The following is an 18,409-nucleotide window of genomic DNA, read 5'->3' on the forward strand; positions in this document are numbered from 1 at the left end:
TTAGTAATAAAATGCTTACTTACGAAGCATGTTGTAAGGGGGTAACGCACAATAAACAACGTTATTTTTCAACTTGATTTTATAACTCGATGTAAGGAGGAAAAATTTTTGATAAAAATGTTTGTACAAGCCAAAGTTTATATTAAATTTGCGCCACCTAAGCGGAAAGTAATTTACTGCTTACAGTTAATTCCAATTATAAATTGGCCCATGGTGTAACTGGCAACACGTCTGGTTTTGGTCCAGAAGAGTCTAGGTTCGAGCCCTAGTGGGCCAACAGAAATCCCGATCTTGAAAAAGGTCGGGATTTTTTATTTAATGACATAGGGATGAGAAGTGTAGAGTCAAGGGTTCAGTAACAAAAATGTAGTTAACCTAAAGAGTAATAATTCTACGTTTTAGCGCTGAATAGTTCGGTGGAAACCGTTAGCTTCGATTGTCATAGTTACAGAGTTTATTCCTAGAATGGAATGTCATTGCTCATCATTTAGTGGCAAAGCGGCTAAATGCAACTTGACTTATTTTACCGTTCATAAAATCAGCACCTAAACTTTAAGCTCGTAATTTTTCAAATAAACTTGACATCACCTTCCAAATGATGTATATTAGAACACTCTTAACGACTTACAATCAGAGAGAGTGCTAGGATCGTATATTTTGATCGATTAAATTAAGTAAACTGCTCCTTTATTTCTTCTCAAAGCCGACTCAAAGCCGACTCAAAGCCGACTGTAAGCCGACCTAAAGCCGACTCAAAGCCGACTCAAAGCCGACTATACTCCATAGATACTCCTAGATTACACCACTGCCAACCTATTATTCCGCCTTAATATTTCCGATACTCACATTCACTTTAAAATTTAATTATCGATTCACCTTAAGTTTCTAAATCAAGCCTTCTTGTGGGGCGATTACTGTCTTATACATAAATTAGTTTCCGCCTAAATAAAAAATTATTAGCTTAATAAACTAGTTTGCATTGAATGCTTATATAGCAAGAATCGCAGTGGTCTTTAAGGGTCAATACAAAATAGGAATTAGTAGAATATAAATAATTAGAGTTTTGAGTTAAAAGCGCATTGAATTCCTTAAATTTAAAATTTCTTGTCTGTATATTTCTAAAACACTAATCAATGAATTCAAATTTTGAAAATCGAACAATGTCCTTTCAAGAATTCGTTGAGATGCTGATTGATCGTTGTAAAGAAATCGAGATTTTGAAAGCTTAAAATGGAAAGGTCCGTGGACTAATCAATTTTGGGTTAAACTTAACCTAATTTGGAGTGATAAATTTAGTAATTATGGACAAAGCTTTATTAAGCCGTTTTTATACTTGTTTGTTGGAAATTTTATTCTCTTTTCAGTAGTATTGTTTTTTGATGGATTTGATAATATATTTCTTTCTTTTTCCAATCCAACATCAGAAGGTTTTAGAAAGGGATTTGAAAATTTCTTCATATATATGAATCCATTTCGGGGTGCAAGCTATTCTCTAGAAGGGTATTTGATAATTGTAGATTATTTAATGAGAATTTGGTCTTCATATATGCTTTATAATTTAATTAGAGCGTCAAGAAGATTTATATCCTGAAAAAGTGGTCTTTATCCATAACCTGTAAGTTACAATCGTTACGAGAAACAGCGAATGTTTAGGCTACAATAGGTTATTCGCCCTAATTTAATGCAACTTAAGGCGGCAATCTATTTCCTGACTACCTTTCTTGTCATTACCGTCCCACTGCTTTCTATCGATAGAAAATAAATTCCTTGTGTCAATAAAGAAGCATCCCAGGTAAAAGATTTTTCACTTCGACTACTTGTGTGGATTGTTTTTCCAAGCATATCAGTAACTCTAAAAGTGTAATCGCCATAAATATTGTCTGGAAGTATAATGTTTACTTCATTTGAGAATGGATTTGGGTATATAGCTAACGTCGAATTAGTTCCTGTTTCATCAACACTAAGGGAAGTGTCGTTTATCTTAAATGCTGGTGATATCAGTTGTTCCTGCTTGTTTCCACTGGCATCTGTACAAATTATCTTGGCGTCATACCAAACATCATCTTGGGTGTTCACTATAGATGAAAGCGATGCCTCGTAATAATCTCCGTATGCAGGCATTTGAAAGTTGGATGGATCTTCTGTGAGTTGCAGTTCTGTCCAGTTGTTTTCGTTGTGGATGCTGTAATACATTTCTACTGTATTCCCAGGATTATATACATAACTGTATTGAGAAGAATTGAAGGTAAAATCTCCGGCAGCTAAACGCACAGTTCCTTCATCGGCTGTTGCAAATAATTCTGTAACATTTCCGTCGGTATCTCTAAATTGTAACATTTGAAGGGTGGGAGGGAAACGTTCACTTCCATCACTTACATAAGTTAACTTCGCTTCATTTTTTCCGTTAACCCCAAATGCATTTGTGTTTTCATTTGAAAAAGAAATCTCTAAAGAGCCGTAAGCTGGAATGTTATATGATGTAAAGTCTATATAATTACCTGTAAAAACATTGCTTCCGTTGTGTATAACAGATACATCTGTCGCAATGAAATCACTTTGCCTTAATTCTCCAAAGCGCCCTTTGTACAGCACGGTAAGTTCTCCTAAAAACGTTGAATACGTAAAAATTGGCACATTATTACCTTGAACTATTTCTGAAGATTGATTACTTGAAAATGTGAATTTTGGATGTAAGGGTAAAACCTTTGTTCCATTTATGGTTTTGTAATAATTAAGTCCGTCGAAATATCGGTTTCCGAAAGTTATATTTTGCGAAGCGTAGTTAATCTCACCATTATCACCCGAATGGAGTAGGTTGCCCATTATAAAGAACCTTTCTTCTCCTCGTGCAGGGTCTATTTCGGTTTTATAGTCAATTAAGATAGGCGAAATTAGAAAATCGCTAGTGGATCCATCAAAAGAATTATTTAACCATAAAGGCACTTGTTCAGTAGCATCAAAAGGGTCGTCCTGGTATGATCTAACTTCACTTTGAACATAGCCGTTCATCAGGGTTAATGTTGCATAGCCTTTATGTAAATCGTTGGTGGCGCCTAGCAAACTCGGTTCAAATTTTTCTTGATGAGAAGCCCATTTGTTCGGGTCATTGCTAATGTCCGCATCTCCAGAAATAGTAGTCAGCTCAGGAAATTTCGAAAAATAATATCCATCCTTATAATTTCGAATTGCTGCGTTATGAATGAAGGTGTATCGGTTGCTGACATTATTGATGTAAAAATTCCAACGGTTGTCTCCAGAAACTGGGTCGTCACTAGCGTGAGTCTTCGTTAAAAACATGTTGTTTGTTGGATTGAAATAGTGATAAGTATCTAATGAAACTTTGGAGATCGCTCCGTTTTGTGGGTTTGGAATTCCAGGCTTTATGGCAGTCCCAATTTCATCATAAATATCAAGGCTAATGTAGTTTTGAGCTTCTGTTACATTCGCATTAACGGTTGTGTTTCCTCCTACAGCAACCAATTCTTTTACAACAATATGTCTTTGATTGGTGATTTGATTATTAAAAGGAATGAACACATCATAACTTTCTCCATCGGGAACATTAAATACAAGAGGATTGGACCCTTGCCATACTCCAATGTCGTAATGTCCACTTTCATTTTGAACTATAATGTAGCTCGGGCTAAATATGCTGGAATCGAAAGTGAGATTTAGGTTTAAAGACACATTGCTTTCAATGCCAGTATTATTTTGGTTAGTGTTGGGGCTAAGAATTTCGGTAGCGATATAAACCCTTTCCGCATCTGTGTCTATAACATTGACGTATTCATTTTTATCAAAATCACTCCGATGTTCAAGCGTATTCCAGTTTCTATTGGTGCTTTCTTCTACAATAACACCTTGAGCAAAAAGCCCAAAACTAAAAAAGAAACTAATAAAAAATAGTAAGGTTTGATGGGGGTAAGGGTTTTTCATAATAACAGGTTTTTTTGAATACCGTTACAAACGCATTTTGCGCGTACCTAACGATACGAGATGAAAAGAAAAAAGCTATCTTTTATCGATTGAAACAACTCAGGTTAATTAAAGAGAGTTTTAAAGATAGCTTTTTTTCAGATATATCGGTTATTTCTTTTGTTCATTCTCCATATCAATAACCTTCGCAACCGTTTTTACTAAACGATTGTGGTTTTTCACAAAAGGGTTGGATTCATCCCAAACATAACCAGCGAGTACAGCGCAAATCTGCTCTTTTATCACAGGGTTTTCTGGTCGGTGGAAGAATATTTTTTGAAGATTACCTGTGTACCATTCCTTTACGTAGGTTCTAAATACATCTACACCTCTCATAATGTAACCAGTGTATTCTTCTTCCCAATCTACTGTTTCGCCTTTGAGCTCTTTCGTTATTAATTTAGCAGATTTTAATCCAGATTCAGTTGCAAAAGTTACTCCTGAAGAAAATACAGGGTCCAAAAATTCGGCGCTATTACCCGTTAATGCATACCCTTTTCCGTAAAGTTGCTTTACTGCTTTAGAGTAATTTTTAATAATATAAGGGTCAAAAAGGAAATCTTGATCTTTCAATCTATTATAATAGTAATCCGAAATCTTAAGCATTTCCTTCAGCTTTTCGGTGTTTGTTCCTTCGTAAGATTCTATAAACTCAGTTGGTCCTACAAAGCCAATACTCGTAACGCCGTTAGAAAAAGGAATAACCCATAACCAAACATCATCCCTTACTACATCAAAAGTAATTAGTGTGCCTTCAACACCTTCGGGACGCTTGGTTTCCTTAACATGAGTGAATATCGCTGAATTTGCATCAAGTGACGAAGGCTTATCAAGATCGAGTAAGCGCGGTAAAACCCTTCCGTAGCCACTGCTGTCAATTATAAACTTAGCTTTTATTGTGTATTCAGTTCCATTTTCAGATTTTACCGAGGTTGTAGAATGTCCTTTTTCATCAAAAACTACATCGGTTACTTCTTGGCCAAACGATAGATCTACACCTTTCTTTTGAATTTCTTTGGCAAGCGTGTGGTCAAAATGGGCACGTGGCACTTGCCAAGTATAATCCCAACCCGGCGTATGTTTTTTGCCGAAATCGAAGTTGCAAACTATATCATTTTTTAAAAATCGAGCCCCAGCTTTTATTTCAAATCCTTGCTCCATTAAGCAATCTAATAATCCGGTTTCTTCAAAATGATCCATACATCTTGGCAAAAGACTTTCGCCTATTACAAACCGCGGAAATGTACTTTTTTCAACTACTTTACAGCTTATTCCGTTGTTATTTAAGTATGCAGCAGCTACACAGCCAGAAGGCCCAGCACCAATAATTAATACGTCGACAGTAATATCATTCATTGAATTAAGAAATAGATTGTTAAAAAAAATTTAAATTTGCAGTCGAAAGTTAGTAAATTATTTTCGCAGTAAACACTTAATCGAAAATTTGATTCAACTATAGATGCCAATATTAAACGGAAAACTGGAGACAGCCGATTTTGATAAAATAATCTTCAAAAACGAAGCAGTCCAACTTCACAAAGATATAATAGAAAGAGTTCAAATCAGTTTTGATTTTCTGAAAGAATTCTCTGAAAACAAGATTATTTATGGTGTTAATACAGGCTTCGGCCCTATGGCGCAGTATAAAATAAAGGATGAAGAGCGAATTCAGTTGCAATACAATCTTATTCGGAGCCATGCTTCGGGTACAGGAAATCCAATTCCAGCACAACACGTTCGAGCAGCGATGCTTGCGCGATTAAACACCTTAAGTCTAGGAAATAGCGGAGTACATCCTTCGGTTATTAAACTGATGAGCGCATTGCTTAACAAGAACATTATTCCGCTTATTTATGAACATGGTGGCGTTGGAGCCAGTGGCGATTTGGTGCAACTGGCACACTTAGCATTGGTTTTAATAGGCGAAGGCGAAGTTTTTTACAAAGGCGAGCGAAAGAAAACCGAAGACGTTTTCAAAATCGAAAACCTTGAACCTATAAAAGTAGAGTTGCGCGAAGGTTTGGCATTAATGAACGGAACTTCTGTAATGACAGGTATTGGCGTTGTTAATGTACTTTACACAAGACGAATTATGGATTGGATGATAAAAGCATCATCGGCCATAAACGAAATAGTAAAAGCGTATGACGATCATCTTTCTTTTGAATTGAACCAAACAAAACGACACGACGGCCAGCGTAAAATTGCCAAAATGATGCGCACTCACTTAAAGGATAGTTCGCTTACTAGAAAGCGGGAGCACCATCTGTATAACGGAAATAAAGATGAAGATGTTTTTGTTGAAAAAGTACAAGAATATTACTCGTTGCGCTGCGTTCCTCAAATTTTAGGACCAGTTTTAGATACCTTGGACTCTGTTGAAAGTATATTGATTGAAGAGGTGAATTCTGCCAACGATAATCCTATTGTCGATGTAGAAAAAAGAAATGTATATCACGGTGGAAACTTCCACGGCGATTATGTTTCCTTAGAAATGGATAAGCTGAAGATTGTAGTTGCGAAAATGACAATGCTTTCAGAAAGGCAATTAAACTATTTGCTAAACTCCAAATTGAACGATATACTTCCGCCCTTTGTAAACCTAGGCAAACTTGGATTAAACTTCGGAATGCAAGGTGTTCAGTTTACCGCAACTTCAACAACTGCAGAAAGTCAAATGCTCAGCAATCCAATGTATGTTCATAGTATTCCTAACAACAACGACAATCAGGATATTGTAAGTATGGGAACTAATGCCGCACTGATAACCAAAAAAGTAATTGAAAATGCTTTTGAAGTAGTTGCAATAGAGTTAATAACAATCGTTCAAGCAATCGAATATCTTAAAGTACAAGACCAAGTTTCTTCCGAAACCAAAAAAATGTACGATCAAATACGTGCCATAGTCCCTGTGTTTAAAGAAGACGTAGTTATGTATCCGTATGTAAATAGCGTGAAGGAGTTTCTAATGGATATTACAGAATAAGCTTGTGTAGTTTCCTTGAAATTGCTTATTTTAACCTTAACTAACTTAAATTAAAAATATTATGAAAGTAATTTACACATTAGTGTGTGTTCTTTTTATTGGAATCACTTCTATAACAGCTCAGGAACTAGCTTTGGTGCGAGACAATGGCAGCTTTGGCTATATCAATAAATCAGGTGAATTTGTTATAAAGCCACAATACGACAAGGCCGATAGCTTTTCTGGTAAGTATGCAGCTGTAATGAAAGATAAAAAGTGGGGCGTGATTAATAATTCAGGTGAATGGGTTCTCCAGCCAGAATTTGACCGCATAAAACCATACAATTCAGGCTATTTTTTAGTGCTTCAAAATAAAGAATGGCGATATATTAACGCAAAAGGCGAAACCTTAAATACCCCTGCTACAGATAAGTATTATGATTTTGACAATGGCGTAGCTATTATTAGAAATGGCGATAAAGTTGGATTAATCGACACCAGCGGGAAAGCTATCCTAGAGCCAAAATACACAGAGATAAAGAGTTTTAACAACGGATATGCTAAATATAGAGATGGAGACAATTGGGGATTGTTGAACGCTAAGGGCGAGGTATTCGTACCTGCAGATTATAACGAAATAGGAGATTTTAGTAAAAATGGCCTTTGGGCAAGAAAAGACGATAGTTTTGGTGTAATTAACAACGGAAAATTTACCCCAATTAGCAATGTAGAAAAAATATGGAACTTCACTAACGACTCTCCGTTAACCTACGCTAGAAGTGATAAAAAAATGGGGTTCATTAACGGAAAAGGCGAATGGATAATCCAACCTACATACGATAAAGCACGTGCTTTTAATGCAGGTCTTGCTCCAGTTAATCTCGGAAAAGAATGGGGGTACATAAATGAAAAAGGCGAAAAAGTAATCGATTTTAAATACAGGGATGCCGAAATATTTTCAGACAATGGAATAGCTCCTGTAAAGGAAAAAAAGCTGTGGGGCTTCATTAATAAATCGGGCAAATTAGTGATCCCGATGGAGTATGATATTTCAATTGGAATGTTTGGCTTTTTACAAAAAGGAGCCGACAAAGGCTTTGTTAACGGACTTGCACGGGTAAAGAAAAAGAAAGAGTGGGGCTTTATAAATGAAGAAGGCGAAGTAGTAGGCAAATGGTTTCAAAATGCAGAAACGTTTGTAGATACTTCTAAATAAAGCTAAGTATTTGATAAGCAGTATAAGTTTGAAGTAAAAACTTTGCTAGAAGAAAATAAATGGAAGAAAAAAAGACAAAACAGAAATACGCTTTAATAACAGGAGGTTCACGCGGTATTGGTCGTGCAATCTGTATTCAATTAGCAAAAGATTTGGATTACGGCCTTCTCATTAATTATAATGGCAATAAAGAAGCCGCCCTACAAACGCTAAACGAAGTTGAAGCTCTTGGAGGAAAAGGCGAAATAATGCAGTTTGATGTAACAAACGCAGAAGCAGTTAATAAGGCATTTGACGTATGGCACGAAGCAAATAAAGACGCTATTATTGAAGTAATTGTAAACAATGCGGGAATTACAAAAGATGGCTTGTTTATGTGGATGAAACCCGAAGACTGGAATAGCGTAATAAATACAAGCCTAAATGGTTTTTATAACGTTACTAATGCGTTAATCCAAAAACTACTCGTCAATAAATACGGCAGGGTTATTAATATGGTCTCCGTTTCCGGATTAAAAGGAACTCCAGGGCAGGTAAACTATTCAGCTGCAAAAGGTGCGGTTATTGGTGCCACAAAAGCGTTAGCCCAAGAAGTTGCAAAGCGAAATATCACCGTAAACGCAATAGCCCCAGGTTTCATAAAAAGTGATATGACAGCAGATTTAGACGAAAAAGAACTTAAAAAAATGATCCCTGCCAATCGTTTTGGTGAAGCTGAAGAAGTGGCTCATGCGGTTAGTTTTTTAGCATCGCATAAGGCTTCGTATATAACTGGTGAAGTAATTAATATTAACGGAGGAATTTATTCTTAAATTGAATTAGAAGTGAGAAGAGTAGTTATAACCGGAATGGGAATCTATTCTTGCATCGGTAAAAACCTGCAAGAAGTAAAGGAATCGTTATATAACGGCAAGTCTGGTATTATTTGCGATGGAAAACGCAAGGATTTTGGCTACCGTTCTTGTTTAACAGGATGGGTGGAAGAACCAGATTTGAAAAAACTTCTTTCTCGCCGCGAACGAGTTAGCTTGGGTGAAGAAGGTGCGTATGCGTATGCAGCAACAGTCGAAGCTCTTGAAAACGCCAAAATTGATCAAAAATTCCTCGATGAAAACGAAGTAGGGATTTTATACGGAAATGATAGTACTGCAAAATCTGTAATTGAGTCTGTAGATAAAATTCGCGAAAAGAAAGATACAACATTAGTGGGCTCGGGCGCTATTTTCAAGGCAATGAACTCATCTGTAACAATGAATCTTGCAACTATCTTTAAATTGCGAGGTATCAACTTTACAATTAGTGCAGCTTGCGCCAGCGGATCACATTCTGTTGGAATGGCGTATTTCTTAATTAAAAATGGTTTACAGGATTGCATAATCTCGGGAGGTGCACAAGAAATTAATGAACTTGCTATGGGAAGCTTCGATGGCCTGGGTGTTTTTTCAACGCAATTAGATCCAGCAAAAGCAAGTCGCCCGTTCGATAAAGATAGAGATGGCTTAGTGCCAAGTGGCGGCGCTGCAACATTAGTAATTGAAAGTTACGAAAGTGCGGTAAAGCGTGGAGCACCTATTTTAGGCGAAATTATTGGGTATGGTTTCTCTTCAAATGGCGACCATATTTCTACACCCAACGTAGATGGCCCCGCACGCGCAATGAAAATGGCACTAAAACAAGCAAATATTGATGCTTCAGAAATAGACTATGTAAATGCTCACGCAACATCAACCCCAGTTGGTGATGCAAATGAAGCCCTTGCAATAGCCGATGTTTTTGGAGAAAATGGCCCTTGCGTAAGTTCAACAAAATCAATGACTGGCCACGAATGTTGGATGGCAGGAGCTAGCGAAGTAATCTATTCAATGTTAATGATGGAACATTCCTTCGTTGCACCAAATATCAATCTTGAAACTCCCGATGAGGCTGCTTTAAAATTAAACCTTGTTAACAAAACGTTAACCAAAAAAATTGATGTATTTTTGTCCAATTCTTTTGGATTTGGTGGAACCAATTCCGCATTAATTATAAAAAAATGCAAACGGTAGAAATGAATAAAGAAATTATAGTCGAAAAGATAAACTACTTTTTGGTAGATGAGTTTGAGGTTGAGAGCGATGACATTGAGCCTAATGCAAACTTAAAAGAAACGCTTGAGTTAGATAGCCTGGATTTTGTAGATCTAGTTGTTGCTATTGAAGCTAACTTTGGCGTAAAACTAACCGGTGAAGATTTCCTTAATGTAATTACACTTCAAGATTTTTACGATCTTATTGAAACCAAAATTAGCTGAAATTTTCAGTAACTTATTATGGCGGGCGAATGGGAAGGCAAAAGCAAAGGCACCGTTTTAGGATATAAAATCTTTATTTTTTTTATTAGAAAATTAGGGGTGCGGGCAGCATACGTACTGCTTTATTTTGTAGCCCTATATTATGTGTTTTTCGCAGGAAAAAGCACACAATCAATCTATTATTATTGTCGTAAAAGACTGAAATACCCCACGTTTAAAAGTCTTTTCAGTATCTATAAAAGTTATTACACCTTCGGTAAAACTATTATCGATAAAGCAGCAATCTCCTCTGGCCTAAAAAATCAATTTACGTACGAGTGCGATGGAATCGAAAACATAACAAACCTGCTTGATAAACAACAAGGAGGTATTATGATTAGCGCTCACGTTGGAAACTTCGAAATAGCTGAATTCTTTTTTGAAGAAATCGACACGCGTTCGCAGATAAGTCTCGTTACAACAGATGCCGAACATCAAAACATCAAGGAATATATGGAAAAAGTAACCGTACGTTCCAAAGTGAAATTCATACTGGTGAAAGAAGACCTATCGCATATATTCGAAATAAACAATGCCCTTAGTAATGGTGAATTGGTCTGCTTTACGGGTGATAGATATATGAAAGGCCAAAAGGTGTTAACCGAGTCGTTACTAGGCAAAGAAGCAAATTTTCCGGCAGGCCCTTTTCTATTAGCAAGTCGGTTAAAAGTACCAGTGCTCTTTGTTTATGTAATGAAAGAAACTAATAAGCACTACCATTTATACGCACGCCAAGCGAATGTGAAAAATCGTGACGCTCAAGGATTGCTAAAAAAATATACCGAAAGTGTTGAATGGATGTTAAAAAAATATCCTCTGCAATGGTTTAATTATTTTGACTTTTGGGAAACGGATGACTAATTTTTAGATTTTGCTTGGTTTTCCTGCAAGGTCTCTAAGATCTTGTAGGTATATCATTATTGTATGAAAGAAGTATTAATAATATATTATTCACAAACGGGTCAGTTAACTGATGTCTTGAAGAATATTGCTTCATCACTTTCTGGTGAAGAAGTATCTATTTCTTATCACGAAATTGTTCCTAAAAAAAAGTTTCCGTTCCCCTGGAAACAAGAAGAGTTTTACGGTGCTTTCCCAGAAACCTTTTTGCAAATTCCCACTCCTTTAGAACCTGTTCCATCTCAAATTATTCAGAAAAAATATGACTTGGTGATTTTAGGGTATACCACCTGGTATTTAACACCATCTATCCCCGTGAATTCATTTTTAAAATCTGAAGAGGCTAACCAATTGCTCGCAAATACTCCGGTTATTACCGTTTCCGCTAGTCGAAATATGTGGATCATGGCACAGGAAAAAGTGAAGAAATTGCTAGTTCAAAACAAGGCAAAACTTGTTGGCAACATCGCGTTGGTTGATAGAAATATGAATCATATTAGCGTAATTACAATTGTGCATTGGTTAATGGGTGGAAAGAAAACCAGAATGCTTGGCATTTTTCCAAAGCCAGGAGTTTCGGATAACGATATAAACTCTGCTTCGCGCTTTGGAACATCTATTAAAAATTCATTGTTGCAGAACGAATATTCAAATCTGCAAGAAAATCTATTAAAAATCGGCGCCGTTAAAGTAGATCCTTCGTTAATTGCAACAGATATTCGAGGTAATGTTGTTTTTGCGAAATGGGCTAGTCATTTAATTAAGAAAAATGGCGAAGAAAGAAAAAAATGGCTCGTTTATTTTAAATATTATTTGTTATTTGCAATTTGGCTTATCGCCCCAATTGTATACATCGTGTATTTGCTCACATACATCCCCATGTATCGTAAAATACAAAAAGATAAAGCTTATTATTCATCAGTTGAATTAAAGAAGGATTAATGAAGAACGTTTACATCACTAGGATTGCGAAGTTTCTACCAAACGAGCCCGTCGAAAACGAGGAAATGGAAGAAAAACTCGGAATCATCAATGGAAAAGCATCCAAAGCTCGCCGAATTATACTTCGGAATAACCAAATTAAAACACGTTATTACGCCTTAGATAAAGAAGGCAATGTAACTCATAATAACGCACAACTTGTAGCAAAAGCTGTAGAAGGCTTGTGTGATGATACTTTCAATAAAAGCGAAATTGAACTCCTGTCTTGTGGCACCTCAAGCCCAGATCAAATTCTGCCAAGCCATGCAGCTATGGTTCACGGCTTTTTAAAGAGCGGAAACCTTGAGGTAAACTCTCCTTCGGGTGCGTGTTGCGCAGGAATGAACGCTTTAAAATACGGCTATATGGCCGTAAAGTCAGATCAAGTTAAAAATGCAGTTTGTACAGGTTCAGAAAGAACTTCCTCTTGGATGAAATCTGATATTTTTGAAGATGAAGTGGCCCATTTAGAAGCAGTTGAACAACAACCAATTCTAGCTTTTAACAAAGAATTTTTACGTTGGATGCTTTCTGACGGTGCTGGAGCAGTGCTTCTAGAAAGTGAACCAAACGGAAAAACACCATTAAAAATTGAATGGATGGAAGGTTATAGCTACGCTTTTGAACTTGAAACCTGTATGTATGCGGGCGGAGAAAAATTAGAAGATGGCAACCTAAAACCGTGGAGCGAATATCCAGCAGATGTATGGGGGAAAATGTCACTTTTTGCCATGAAGCAAGATGTAAAATTACTAAGTGAAAACATCCTTAAAAAAGGTGTTGCTAGTATGAAATTGGCAATGGAGAAACACAACATCACCGAAGATGATATAGAGTACTACTTGCCTCATATTTCTTCGTATTATTTCAAAGAAAACTTATATAAAGAAATTGAAAATCAAGGACTCCATATGCCTTGGGAAAAATGGTTTTTAAATCTTCAAAAGGTTGGAAATGTTGGCGCTGGATCTATCTACCTGATGTTAGAAGAATTGATCAATTCTGGAAAACTTAAAAAAGGCGACAGAATATTCCTTCAAGTGCCCGAAAGTGCCCGATTCGCATATTCGTACGCTTACTTAACGGTTGTTTAAAATGAAAGTGTTTACTGATAAAATAACGGATAAAAACTTCATCGGAAAACTAATTCCGCAAAGAACACCGTTCGTTATGGTCGATAAACTCCTTCATTTTGAAGAAAGCAAGGTGGTTGCAGGGCTAACCATTTCCGGAGATAATATATTTACGCTAAACAATATATTTACGGCGCCTGGCTTAATTGAACATATGGCGCAGACAGTGGCGCTTTATACGGGCTATCGGTTTTATTTAAAAGAAGAAGATGCCCCCGTAGGTTATATAGGCGCCATAAAAAAAGCTGAAATCTTTGAGCTCCCATCAATTGGAAAAGAGCTAAAAACAACAGTAAATATACTTCACGATATAATGGGCGTTACCTTGGTCACAGCCGAAACTGAGTGCGAAGGTAAAGTAATTGCTTCTAGTGAAATGAAAACGGTATTAGCGAACTAATGAAGTCTTCCGATATTTCAAATATTGACATTTCAAACTTTCTCCCGCACCGAAATCCGATGTTGATGGTTAGCTCGGTATTGGAAATAGATGAAAATTCCGTTGCCACAAACTTTCAAATCGCAGATACGTGTATTTTCTTAAAAAATAAAAACCTGTCGGAGGCTGGACTTATCGAAAATGCCGCTCAAACCGCTTCTGGAGTAGTTGGGCAGACTTTTTTTGATAAGAATGACGTGGAAGGAACAGGAAACAAATTAGTTGGTTACATAAGTGCAATTAAAAGAATTGAAATTTTTCAATTACCTAAAGTAGATGAAACTATCGTAACAAAAGCAAAACTCCTTTCAAGGTTTGATACTGGCGAAATGACAATGTGTAGTTTTGAAACAGAAACATTTCTCGATGAAAAATTAATTGTATCTTCTACTATGAATTTTTTAATCCATGAGGTCTGATTATGAAGAAGAAAGAAGTACCCCAAGATAAAAGTAATCTAGAATCGGCAAATTTCCGCGAACTCTGCTATGCAGTAGATGAAGACGGAAAATACACTACTGCAAATAGCAGTGGTTGGGAGCCAAAAACAGTTGCCTTAAACAATGCTATTGAGGAAATCAATGAGCGAATAGAAGATGCAAAAAACCGAGTGCAAAAAGGTGAAACGAGCCCAATTGAATATTGCATGGAACTCCATAAAATGGATGTTGGTATTTTAGCAAGCTATGTTGGCCTTTGGCAATGGCGGGTTAAAAGACATTTTAAACCTGCTGTTTTTAAAAAATTGAATAATAAAACCTTGCAGAAATACGCCGACGTTTTTGAGATATCAGTAGATAAATTAAAAAAGTTAGAATAACTCACCTGCTGCTCGTTCGGAATTCACTAGTGATTCTAGTTGGAACCGGAATTACCTTTAAATCGAATAATTTAAAAGCCTTTTTAAAAAACTGAAAATAAATTATCCTAGTCCTAAAGTGCTCGAAACATATCATTTCAAGGGTTGGGGATAAAAAAATAAATCTTGAAAGAAGAAACCATAATTAACTTCACCCACCATCAAGCTGCCCACTGCGAAAACGGTGTAGTTTCAAATTTGATGAAACACAACGGTTTTAGCGTCAGCGAACCCATGGTTTTTGGTATCGGTAGCGGCTTGTTGTTTTGTTATATTCCATTTCTAAAAGTAAATCACGCGCCTGTATTTACATATCGTGCTATGCCTGGTTTAATTTTTAAAAAATTCGCCAAGCGTACAGGAGTAAAAATGAAGCGCGAAAAATTCAGCAACCCTAAAGATGCCAAAGCAAGGTTGGATGAAAACCTTAAAAAGAACAATCCTGTTGGTTTGCAAGTTGGAGTTTATAATCTACTATACTTTCCTGATGAATATCGTTTCCACTTTAATGCCCACAACATGGTGGTTTACGGAAAACAAGGAGATCGTTATTTAATAAGCGACCCTGTAATGGAAGAAGTTACTTCGCTTTCAGATAAAGAGCTCGAAAAAGTGCGTTTTGCAAAAGGAGCGTTCGCCCCAAAAGGTCATATGTATTATCCAGTTTCATTTCCAGAAAAGCTTGAGTTTGAAAAAGCTATTGTAAAAGGAATTAAGGATACGTGTAAAACGATGTTGGCTCCCATTCCTATAGTTGGTGTAAACGGAATACACACAACAGCAGGAATGATACGCAAATGGCCAAAGAAAAAAGACGTTAAAACAGCAAACCATTATTTAGGTCAAGTAGTGCGAATGCAAGAAGAAATAGGAACTGGCGGCGGCGGATTCCGATATATTTATGCTGCTTTTCTTCAAGAGTCTGCCAAATTATTAAATAATGAAAAGCTGAATGAACTTTCAAAAGAAATGACCGAAATTGGCGATTTATGGCGCGATTTTGCCGTAGAAGCATCAAGAATTTATAAAAATAGAAGTGCAAAAACTGATAGCTACAATAAAGTAGCTGACCAATTAGACTATATAGCCGATCTGGAAAAAGTGTTTTTTAAAAAGCTGAAAAAGGCAGTTTAAAAAGTTAATTAGATATAATGGTATAAGTCCCCATTGGGGGGCTTTAGGGGGATAAATGATACAGATAAACCAACTTTCAAAAAAATACAAAGGGGCCGAATTTTTTTCGGTTAAAGACCTTAGTTTGAAGATTGAAACTGGTGAAATTTATGGTTTGTTAGGCCCAAACGGAGCAGGAAAAACAACGCTTATCTCGATGTTGACCTCACTGTTAAAACCAACTTCTGGATCTTTTACAATAAACGGACTTAATTTCAAAGAGAATAAAAATCAATTAAAACAATTAATCGGAATTGTCCCGCAGGAATATGCGCTTTATCCAACACTTACTGCTTTTGAAAACTTAGAATATTTCGGAAGTATGTATGGATTAAAAGGCGAAATTTTAAAAAATTCCATTCTTGAACATCTAGAAATTATGGGGCTTTCAAAATTCGCTACTAAGAAAACCGCAACATTTTCGGGAGGAATGAAGCGCCGTGTAAACCTAATAGCTGGAATTCTTCATCAACCCAAAGTGTTATTCCTAGATGAACCTACCGTGGGCGTCGACGTACAATCCAAAAACGTTATTATTGACCACTTAAAGTTTTTAAACCAACAGGGAACTACAATTGTGTACACCTCTCATCATTTAATTGAAGCTGAGGTTTTCTGCACTCGCGTGGCAATAATCGACCAAGGTGAAATTATAATAAAAGGCATCCCTTCAGAACTTATAAAAACTCAGGCAGGCGCCAATAATCTTGAAGACGTATTTTTAGCACAAACAGGAAAAGCCCTTCGCGATTATGCATAAACTTTGGGCTTCAACATATAAGGAAATGCTCCTGTTAATCCGCGATTTGGGGGGGATAGCAATTCTTTTCATTATGCCCATGTTGTTGCTAATCGTTATTACACTCGTTCAAGACAGCACGTTTAAAACGATAAACGATGTGAAGATTCCAGTTTTGTTAGTTGATAATGACAATGGCGAAGTTTCAAAAAACATTATTGATAACCTTTCAGAATCCAATTCATTCGAAATTCTTCAAAAAAACACCGAAGACGAAGCAAAAGAGGCTGTTTTTGCAGGAAAATATCAATTGGCAATTATAATTCCAGAAAACCTATCTGCATCACTTCAGAAAAAAGTAAATCAAAATGTAGAAGGGATTTTATCAAAATTCGGATTAGAAGAGGATAACTCATTAGTTGAAAAAGAAGCAATCCCTGCAAAGGAAGTGAGATTGTACTTTGACCCCGCAACGCAACTAAGCTTTAAGTCGTCGGTTAAAAACGGAATCGATAAAATGATTTCAAAAATCGAAACCCAAAGCATTTACAAAGCTTTTCAAACAGAATTAGGTGAAGAAGAAGCCGTGCCTATTTTCGATACAGAAAATTTCATTTCTTTTAAAGAAGTTCGCCAAACAAAAGGTAACCAAGAAATTATTCCAAATTCAGCCCAGCACAATGTCCCGGCCTGGGCGCTTTTTGCTATTTTCTTTATTGTCGTGCCGCTCTCTATTAATTTGGTGAAAGAAAAAAATCAAGGAACCTTCGTTCGTCTGCGAACGCAACCAGTTAATTACGCAACTGTTTTGGGCGGAAAAACAATCGTTTATTTAGTGGTTTGCCTGATACAATTTACGTTAATGCTCCTTGTTGGAATCTTTCTTTTTCCAGCAATCGGACTCCCACAACTTGATGTTTCCGGTAAATTACCGATGCTTTATGCTGTGGCTCTTTTTTCAGGATTGGCGGCAATTGGTCTGGGGTTACTTTTAGGAACAATTGCAAAAACTCAAGAGCAATCAGCGCCTTTTGGAGCAATAATGGTTGTTATTTTAGCAGCACTTGGCGGGGTTTGGGTGCCTGTTTTTGTAATGCCGAAATTAATGCAATCTATTTCAAAAATATCACCAATGAATTGGGGATTGGAAGCGTTTTATGATGTGTTCTTAAGAAATGTGAATTTTGTTAAAATCCTTCCTGAAATTTCGTTATTATTGTTATTCTTCATTATAACAATTTTAATAGCAATAATTTATAATCAAAAGAAGAATGCCGTCTAATAACAATAATGAAATAAGCTTTACTTCCGAAATACGTGTTCGCTTCACAGAAACCGATCCATTGGGAATTGTGTGGCATGGCAATTACATTCAATATTTTGAAGATGGTAGGGAAGCATTTGGGCGAGAGCACGGCATTTCCTATTTAGAGCAGAAAGCAAATGGCTATACATCACCAATTGTAAGGTCTACCTGCGAACACAAACTGCCTCTGCGTTATGGCGATGTGGCAACCATTAAAACTACTTTTATAGATTCCCCAGCGGCAAAATTGATATTCCGATATCGAATTTTTGATCCCAAAGGAAGAGTAGCCTGTTTGGGCGAAACCATTCAAGTGTTTTTAAATGACGAAGGTGAACTTTCATTGACTCAACCAGAGTTTTTTGCAAAATGGAAACAGAAAATGGGATTGTAA

The 18,409-nt window shown here is 36.5% G+C and carries 18 protein-coding genes and 1 tRNA gene; 16 read left to right on the plus strand and 3 right to left on the minus strand.

Annotated elements, in window-relative coordinates; all coding sequences use genetic code 11:
- The first annotated feature begins 204 nt into the window (after nucleotides 1-204).
- Nucleotides 205-277, plus strand: a tRNA-Gln gene (locus BLW28_RS09780).
- A gap of 1,022 nt (nucleotides 278-1,299) precedes the next feature.
- Here BLW28_RS09780 and BLW28_RS15725 read toward each other — a convergent pair.
- The 3 genes from BLW28_RS15725 to BLW28_RS09790 form a co-directional block, all read right to left on the minus strand.
- Nucleotides 1,300-1,458 (minus strand): hypothetical protein, encoded by a 159-nt coding sequence (locus tag BLW28_RS15725; protein WP_159431774.1) that lies wholly within the window; start codon nucleotides 1,456-1,458, stop codon nucleotides 1,300-1,302.
- 243 nt (nucleotides 1,459-1,701) lie between these two features.
- Nucleotides 1,702-3,936 carry a T9SS type A sorting domain-containing protein gene (locus BLW28_RS09785; protein ID WP_073219893.1) on the minus strand — a complete coding sequence of 745 codons (2,235 nt, stop codon included), beginning with the start codon at nucleotides 3,934-3,936 and terminating at the stop codon, nucleotides 1,702-1,704.
- A gap of 150 nt (nucleotides 3,937-4,086) precedes the next feature.
- Complete coding sequence (locus BLW28_RS09790) at nucleotides 4,087-5,331, minus strand: NAD(P)/FAD-dependent oxidoreductase (RefSeq protein WP_073219896.1); 1,245 nt, start codon at nucleotides 5,329-5,331, stop codon at nucleotides 4,087-4,089.
- A gap of 103 nt (nucleotides 5,332-5,434) precedes the next feature.
- Here BLW28_RS09790 and BLW28_RS09795 point away from each other — a divergent pair, with 103 nt between their 5' ends.
- The 15 genes from BLW28_RS09795 to BLW28_RS09865 all read left to right on the plus strand — a co-directional run bounded on the left by BLW28_RS09795 (nucleotide 5,435) and on the right by BLW28_RS09865 (nucleotide 18,409).
- Nucleotides 5,435-6,961, plus strand: coding sequence for a flexirubin biosynthesis tyrosine ammonia-lyase FlxA (locus tag BLW28_RS09795; protein WP_073219899.1), 1,527 nt, complete (start codon nucleotides 5,435-5,437; stop codon nucleotides 6,959-6,961).
- A 61-nt stretch (nucleotides 6,962-7,022) separates the two neighbouring features.
- The gene (locus tag BLW28_RS09800; RefSeq protein ID WP_073219902.1) at nucleotides 7,023-8,156 is read left to right on the plus strand and encodes a WG repeat-containing protein; all 1,134 of its coding nucleotides are present in this window, start codon (nucleotides 7,023-7,025) and stop codon (nucleotides 8,154-8,156) included.
- A gap of 59 nt (nucleotides 8,157-8,215) precedes the next feature.
- Nucleotides 8,216-8,968, plus strand: a complete 753-nt coding sequence (fabG, locus tag BLW28_RS09805) for a flexirubin biosynthesis SDR family reductase FlxB (RefSeq protein ID WP_073219905.1) — start codon at nucleotides 8,216-8,218, stop codon at nucleotides 8,966-8,968.
- A 12-nt stretch (nucleotides 8,969-8,980) separates the two neighbouring features.
- Nucleotides 8,981-10,201 (plus strand): beta-ketoacyl-[acyl-carrier-protein] synthase family protein, encoded by a 1,221-nt coding sequence (locus BLW28_RS09810; protein ID WP_073219907.1) that lies wholly within the window; start codon nucleotides 8,981-8,983, stop codon nucleotides 10,199-10,201.
- 2 nt (nucleotides 10,202-10,203) lie between these two features.
- The gene (locus BLW28_RS09815) at nucleotides 10,204-10,446 is read left to right on the plus strand and encodes an acyl carrier protein (RefSeq protein ID WP_073220025.1); all 243 of its coding nucleotides are present in this window, start codon (nucleotides 10,204-10,206) and stop codon (nucleotides 10,444-10,446) included.
- A gap of 18 nt (nucleotides 10,447-10,464) precedes the next feature.
- Nucleotides 10,465-11,346, plus strand: a complete 882-nt coding sequence (locus BLW28_RS09820; RefSeq protein ID WP_073219910.1) for an LpxL/LpxP family acyltransferase — start codon at nucleotides 10,465-10,467, stop codon at nucleotides 11,344-11,346.
- 63 nt (nucleotides 11,347-11,409) lie between these two features.
- Nucleotides 11,410-12,327 (plus strand): hypothetical protein, encoded by a 918-nt coding sequence (locus BLW28_RS09825; protein WP_073219913.1) that lies wholly within the window; start codon nucleotides 11,410-11,412, stop codon nucleotides 12,325-12,327.
- The gene (locus BLW28_RS09830; protein WP_073219915.1) at nucleotides 12,327-13,460 is read left to right on the plus strand and encodes a dialkylresorcinol biosynthesis protein DarB; all 1,134 of its coding nucleotides are present in this window, start codon (nucleotides 12,327-12,329) and stop codon (nucleotides 13,458-13,460) included. The genes BLW28_RS09825 and BLW28_RS09830 overlap by 1 nt, the downstream gene beginning before the upstream one ends.
- Before the next feature lies 1 nt (nucleotide 13,461).
- Nucleotides 13,462-13,899 carry a hotdog family protein gene (locus BLW28_RS09835; protein WP_073219918.1) on the plus strand — a complete coding sequence of 146 codons (438 nt, stop codon included), beginning with the start codon at nucleotides 13,462-13,464 and terminating at the stop codon, nucleotides 13,897-13,899.
- Nucleotides 13,899-14,357 carry a hotdog family protein gene (locus BLW28_RS09840; protein WP_073219921.1) on the plus strand — a complete coding sequence of 153 codons (459 nt, stop codon included), beginning with the start codon at nucleotides 13,899-13,901 and terminating at the stop codon, nucleotides 14,355-14,357. The genes BLW28_RS09835 and BLW28_RS09840 overlap by 1 nt, the downstream gene beginning before the upstream one ends.
- A 2-nt stretch (nucleotides 14,358-14,359) precedes the next feature.
- Complete coding sequence (locus tag BLW28_RS09845) at nucleotides 14,360-14,758, plus strand: flexirubin biosynthesis protein DarG (protein WP_073219924.1); 399 nt, start codon at nucleotides 14,360-14,362, stop codon at nucleotides 14,756-14,758.
- Nucleotides 14,759-14,923: 165 nt separating this feature from the next.
- Complete coding sequence (locus tag BLW28_RS09850; RefSeq protein ID WP_234946491.1) at nucleotides 14,924-15,931, plus strand: BtrH-related acyltransferase DarH; 1,008 nt, start codon at nucleotides 14,924-14,926, stop codon at nucleotides 15,929-15,931.
- Between the two features lie 55 nt (nucleotides 15,932-15,986).
- Complete coding sequence (locus BLW28_RS09855) at nucleotides 15,987-16,730, plus strand: ABC transporter ATP-binding protein (RefSeq protein WP_073219926.1); 744 nt, start codon at nucleotides 15,987-15,989, stop codon at nucleotides 16,728-16,730.
- A complete protein-coding gene (locus BLW28_RS09860) occupies nucleotides 16,723-17,991 on the plus strand; it encodes an ABC transporter permease (RefSeq protein ID WP_073219929.1) in 1,269 nt (422 codons plus the stop codon). The genes BLW28_RS09855 and BLW28_RS09860 overlap by 8 nt, the downstream gene beginning before the upstream one ends.
- Complete coding sequence (locus BLW28_RS09865) at nucleotides 17,981-18,409, plus strand: acyl-CoA thioesterase (RefSeq protein WP_083540760.1); 429 nt, start codon at nucleotides 17,981-17,983, stop codon at nucleotides 18,407-18,409. Before BLW28_RS09860 ends, BLW28_RS09865 begins: the two co-directional genes overlap by 11 nt.

The sequence above is a fragment of the Aequorivita viscosa genome, from assembly GCF_900106795.1.
Classification (GTDB): Bacteria; Bacteroidota; Bacteroidia; order Flavobacteriales; family Flavobacteriaceae; genus Aequorivita; species Aequorivita viscosa.

Excerpts from the sequence above, each read along its gene's own strand:
- BLW28_RS09790 (WP_073219896.1), bottom strand. The coding sequence starts at position 5,331 with ATGAATGATATTACTGTCGACGTATTAATTATTGGTGCTGGGCCTTCT.
- BLW28_RS09785 (WP_073219893.1), bottom strand. The coding sequence starts at position 3,936 with ATGAAAAACCCTTACCCCCATCAAACCTTACTATTTTTTATTAGTTTC.
- BLW28_RS09820 (WP_073219910.1), top strand. The coding sequence starts at position 10,465 with ATGGCGGGCGAATGGGAAGGCAAAAGCAAAGGCACCGTTTTAGGATAT.
- BLW28_RS09865 (WP_083540760.1), top strand. The coding sequence starts at position 17,981 with ATGCCGTCTAATAACAATAATGAAATAAGCTTTACTTCCGAAATACGT.
- BLW28_RS09845 (WP_073219924.1), top strand. The coding sequence starts at position 14,360 with ATGAAGAAGAAAGAAGTACCCCAAGATAAAAGTAATCTAGAATCGGCA.
- BLW28_RS09860 (WP_073219929.1), top strand. The coding sequence starts at position 16,723 with ATGCATAAACTTTGGGCTTCAACATATAAGGAAATGCTCCTGTTAATC.
- BLW28_RS15725 (WP_159431774.1), bottom strand. The coding sequence starts at position 1,458 with ATGAAGAAATTTTCAAATCCCTTTCTAAAACCTTCTGATGTTGGATTG.
- BLW28_RS09840 (WP_073219921.1), top strand. The coding sequence starts at position 13,899 with ATGAAGTCTTCCGATATTTCAAATATTGACATTTCAAACTTTCTCCCG.
- BLW28_RS09800 (WP_073219902.1), top strand. The coding sequence starts at position 7,023 with ATGAAAGTAATTTACACATTAGTGTGTGTTCTTTTTATTGGAATCACT.
- BLW28_RS09825 (WP_073219913.1), top strand. The coding sequence starts at position 11,410 with ATGAAAGAAGTATTAATAATATATTATTCACAAACGGGTCAGTTAACT.
- BLW28_RS09815 (WP_073220025.1), top strand. The coding sequence starts at position 10,204 with ATGAATAAAGAAATTATAGTCGAAAAGATAAACTACTTTTTGGTAGAT.
- BLW28_RS09830 (WP_073219915.1), top strand. The coding sequence starts at position 12,327 with ATGAAGAACGTTTACATCACTAGGATTGCGAAGTTTCTACCAAACGAG.
- BLW28_RS09835 (WP_073219918.1), top strand. The coding sequence starts at position 13,462 with ATGAAAGTGTTTACTGATAAAATAACGGATAAAAACTTCATCGGAAAA.
- fabG (WP_073219905.1), top strand. The coding sequence starts at position 8,216 with ATGGAAGAAAAAAAGACAAAACAGAAATACGCTTTAATAACAGGAGGT.
- BLW28_RS09855 (WP_073219926.1), top strand. The coding sequence starts at position 15,987 with ATGATACAGATAAACCAACTTTCAAAAAAATACAAAGGGGCCGAATTT.
- BLW28_RS09795 (WP_073219899.1), top strand. The coding sequence starts at position 5,435 with ATGCCAATATTAAACGGAAAACTGGAGACAGCCGATTTTGATAAAATA.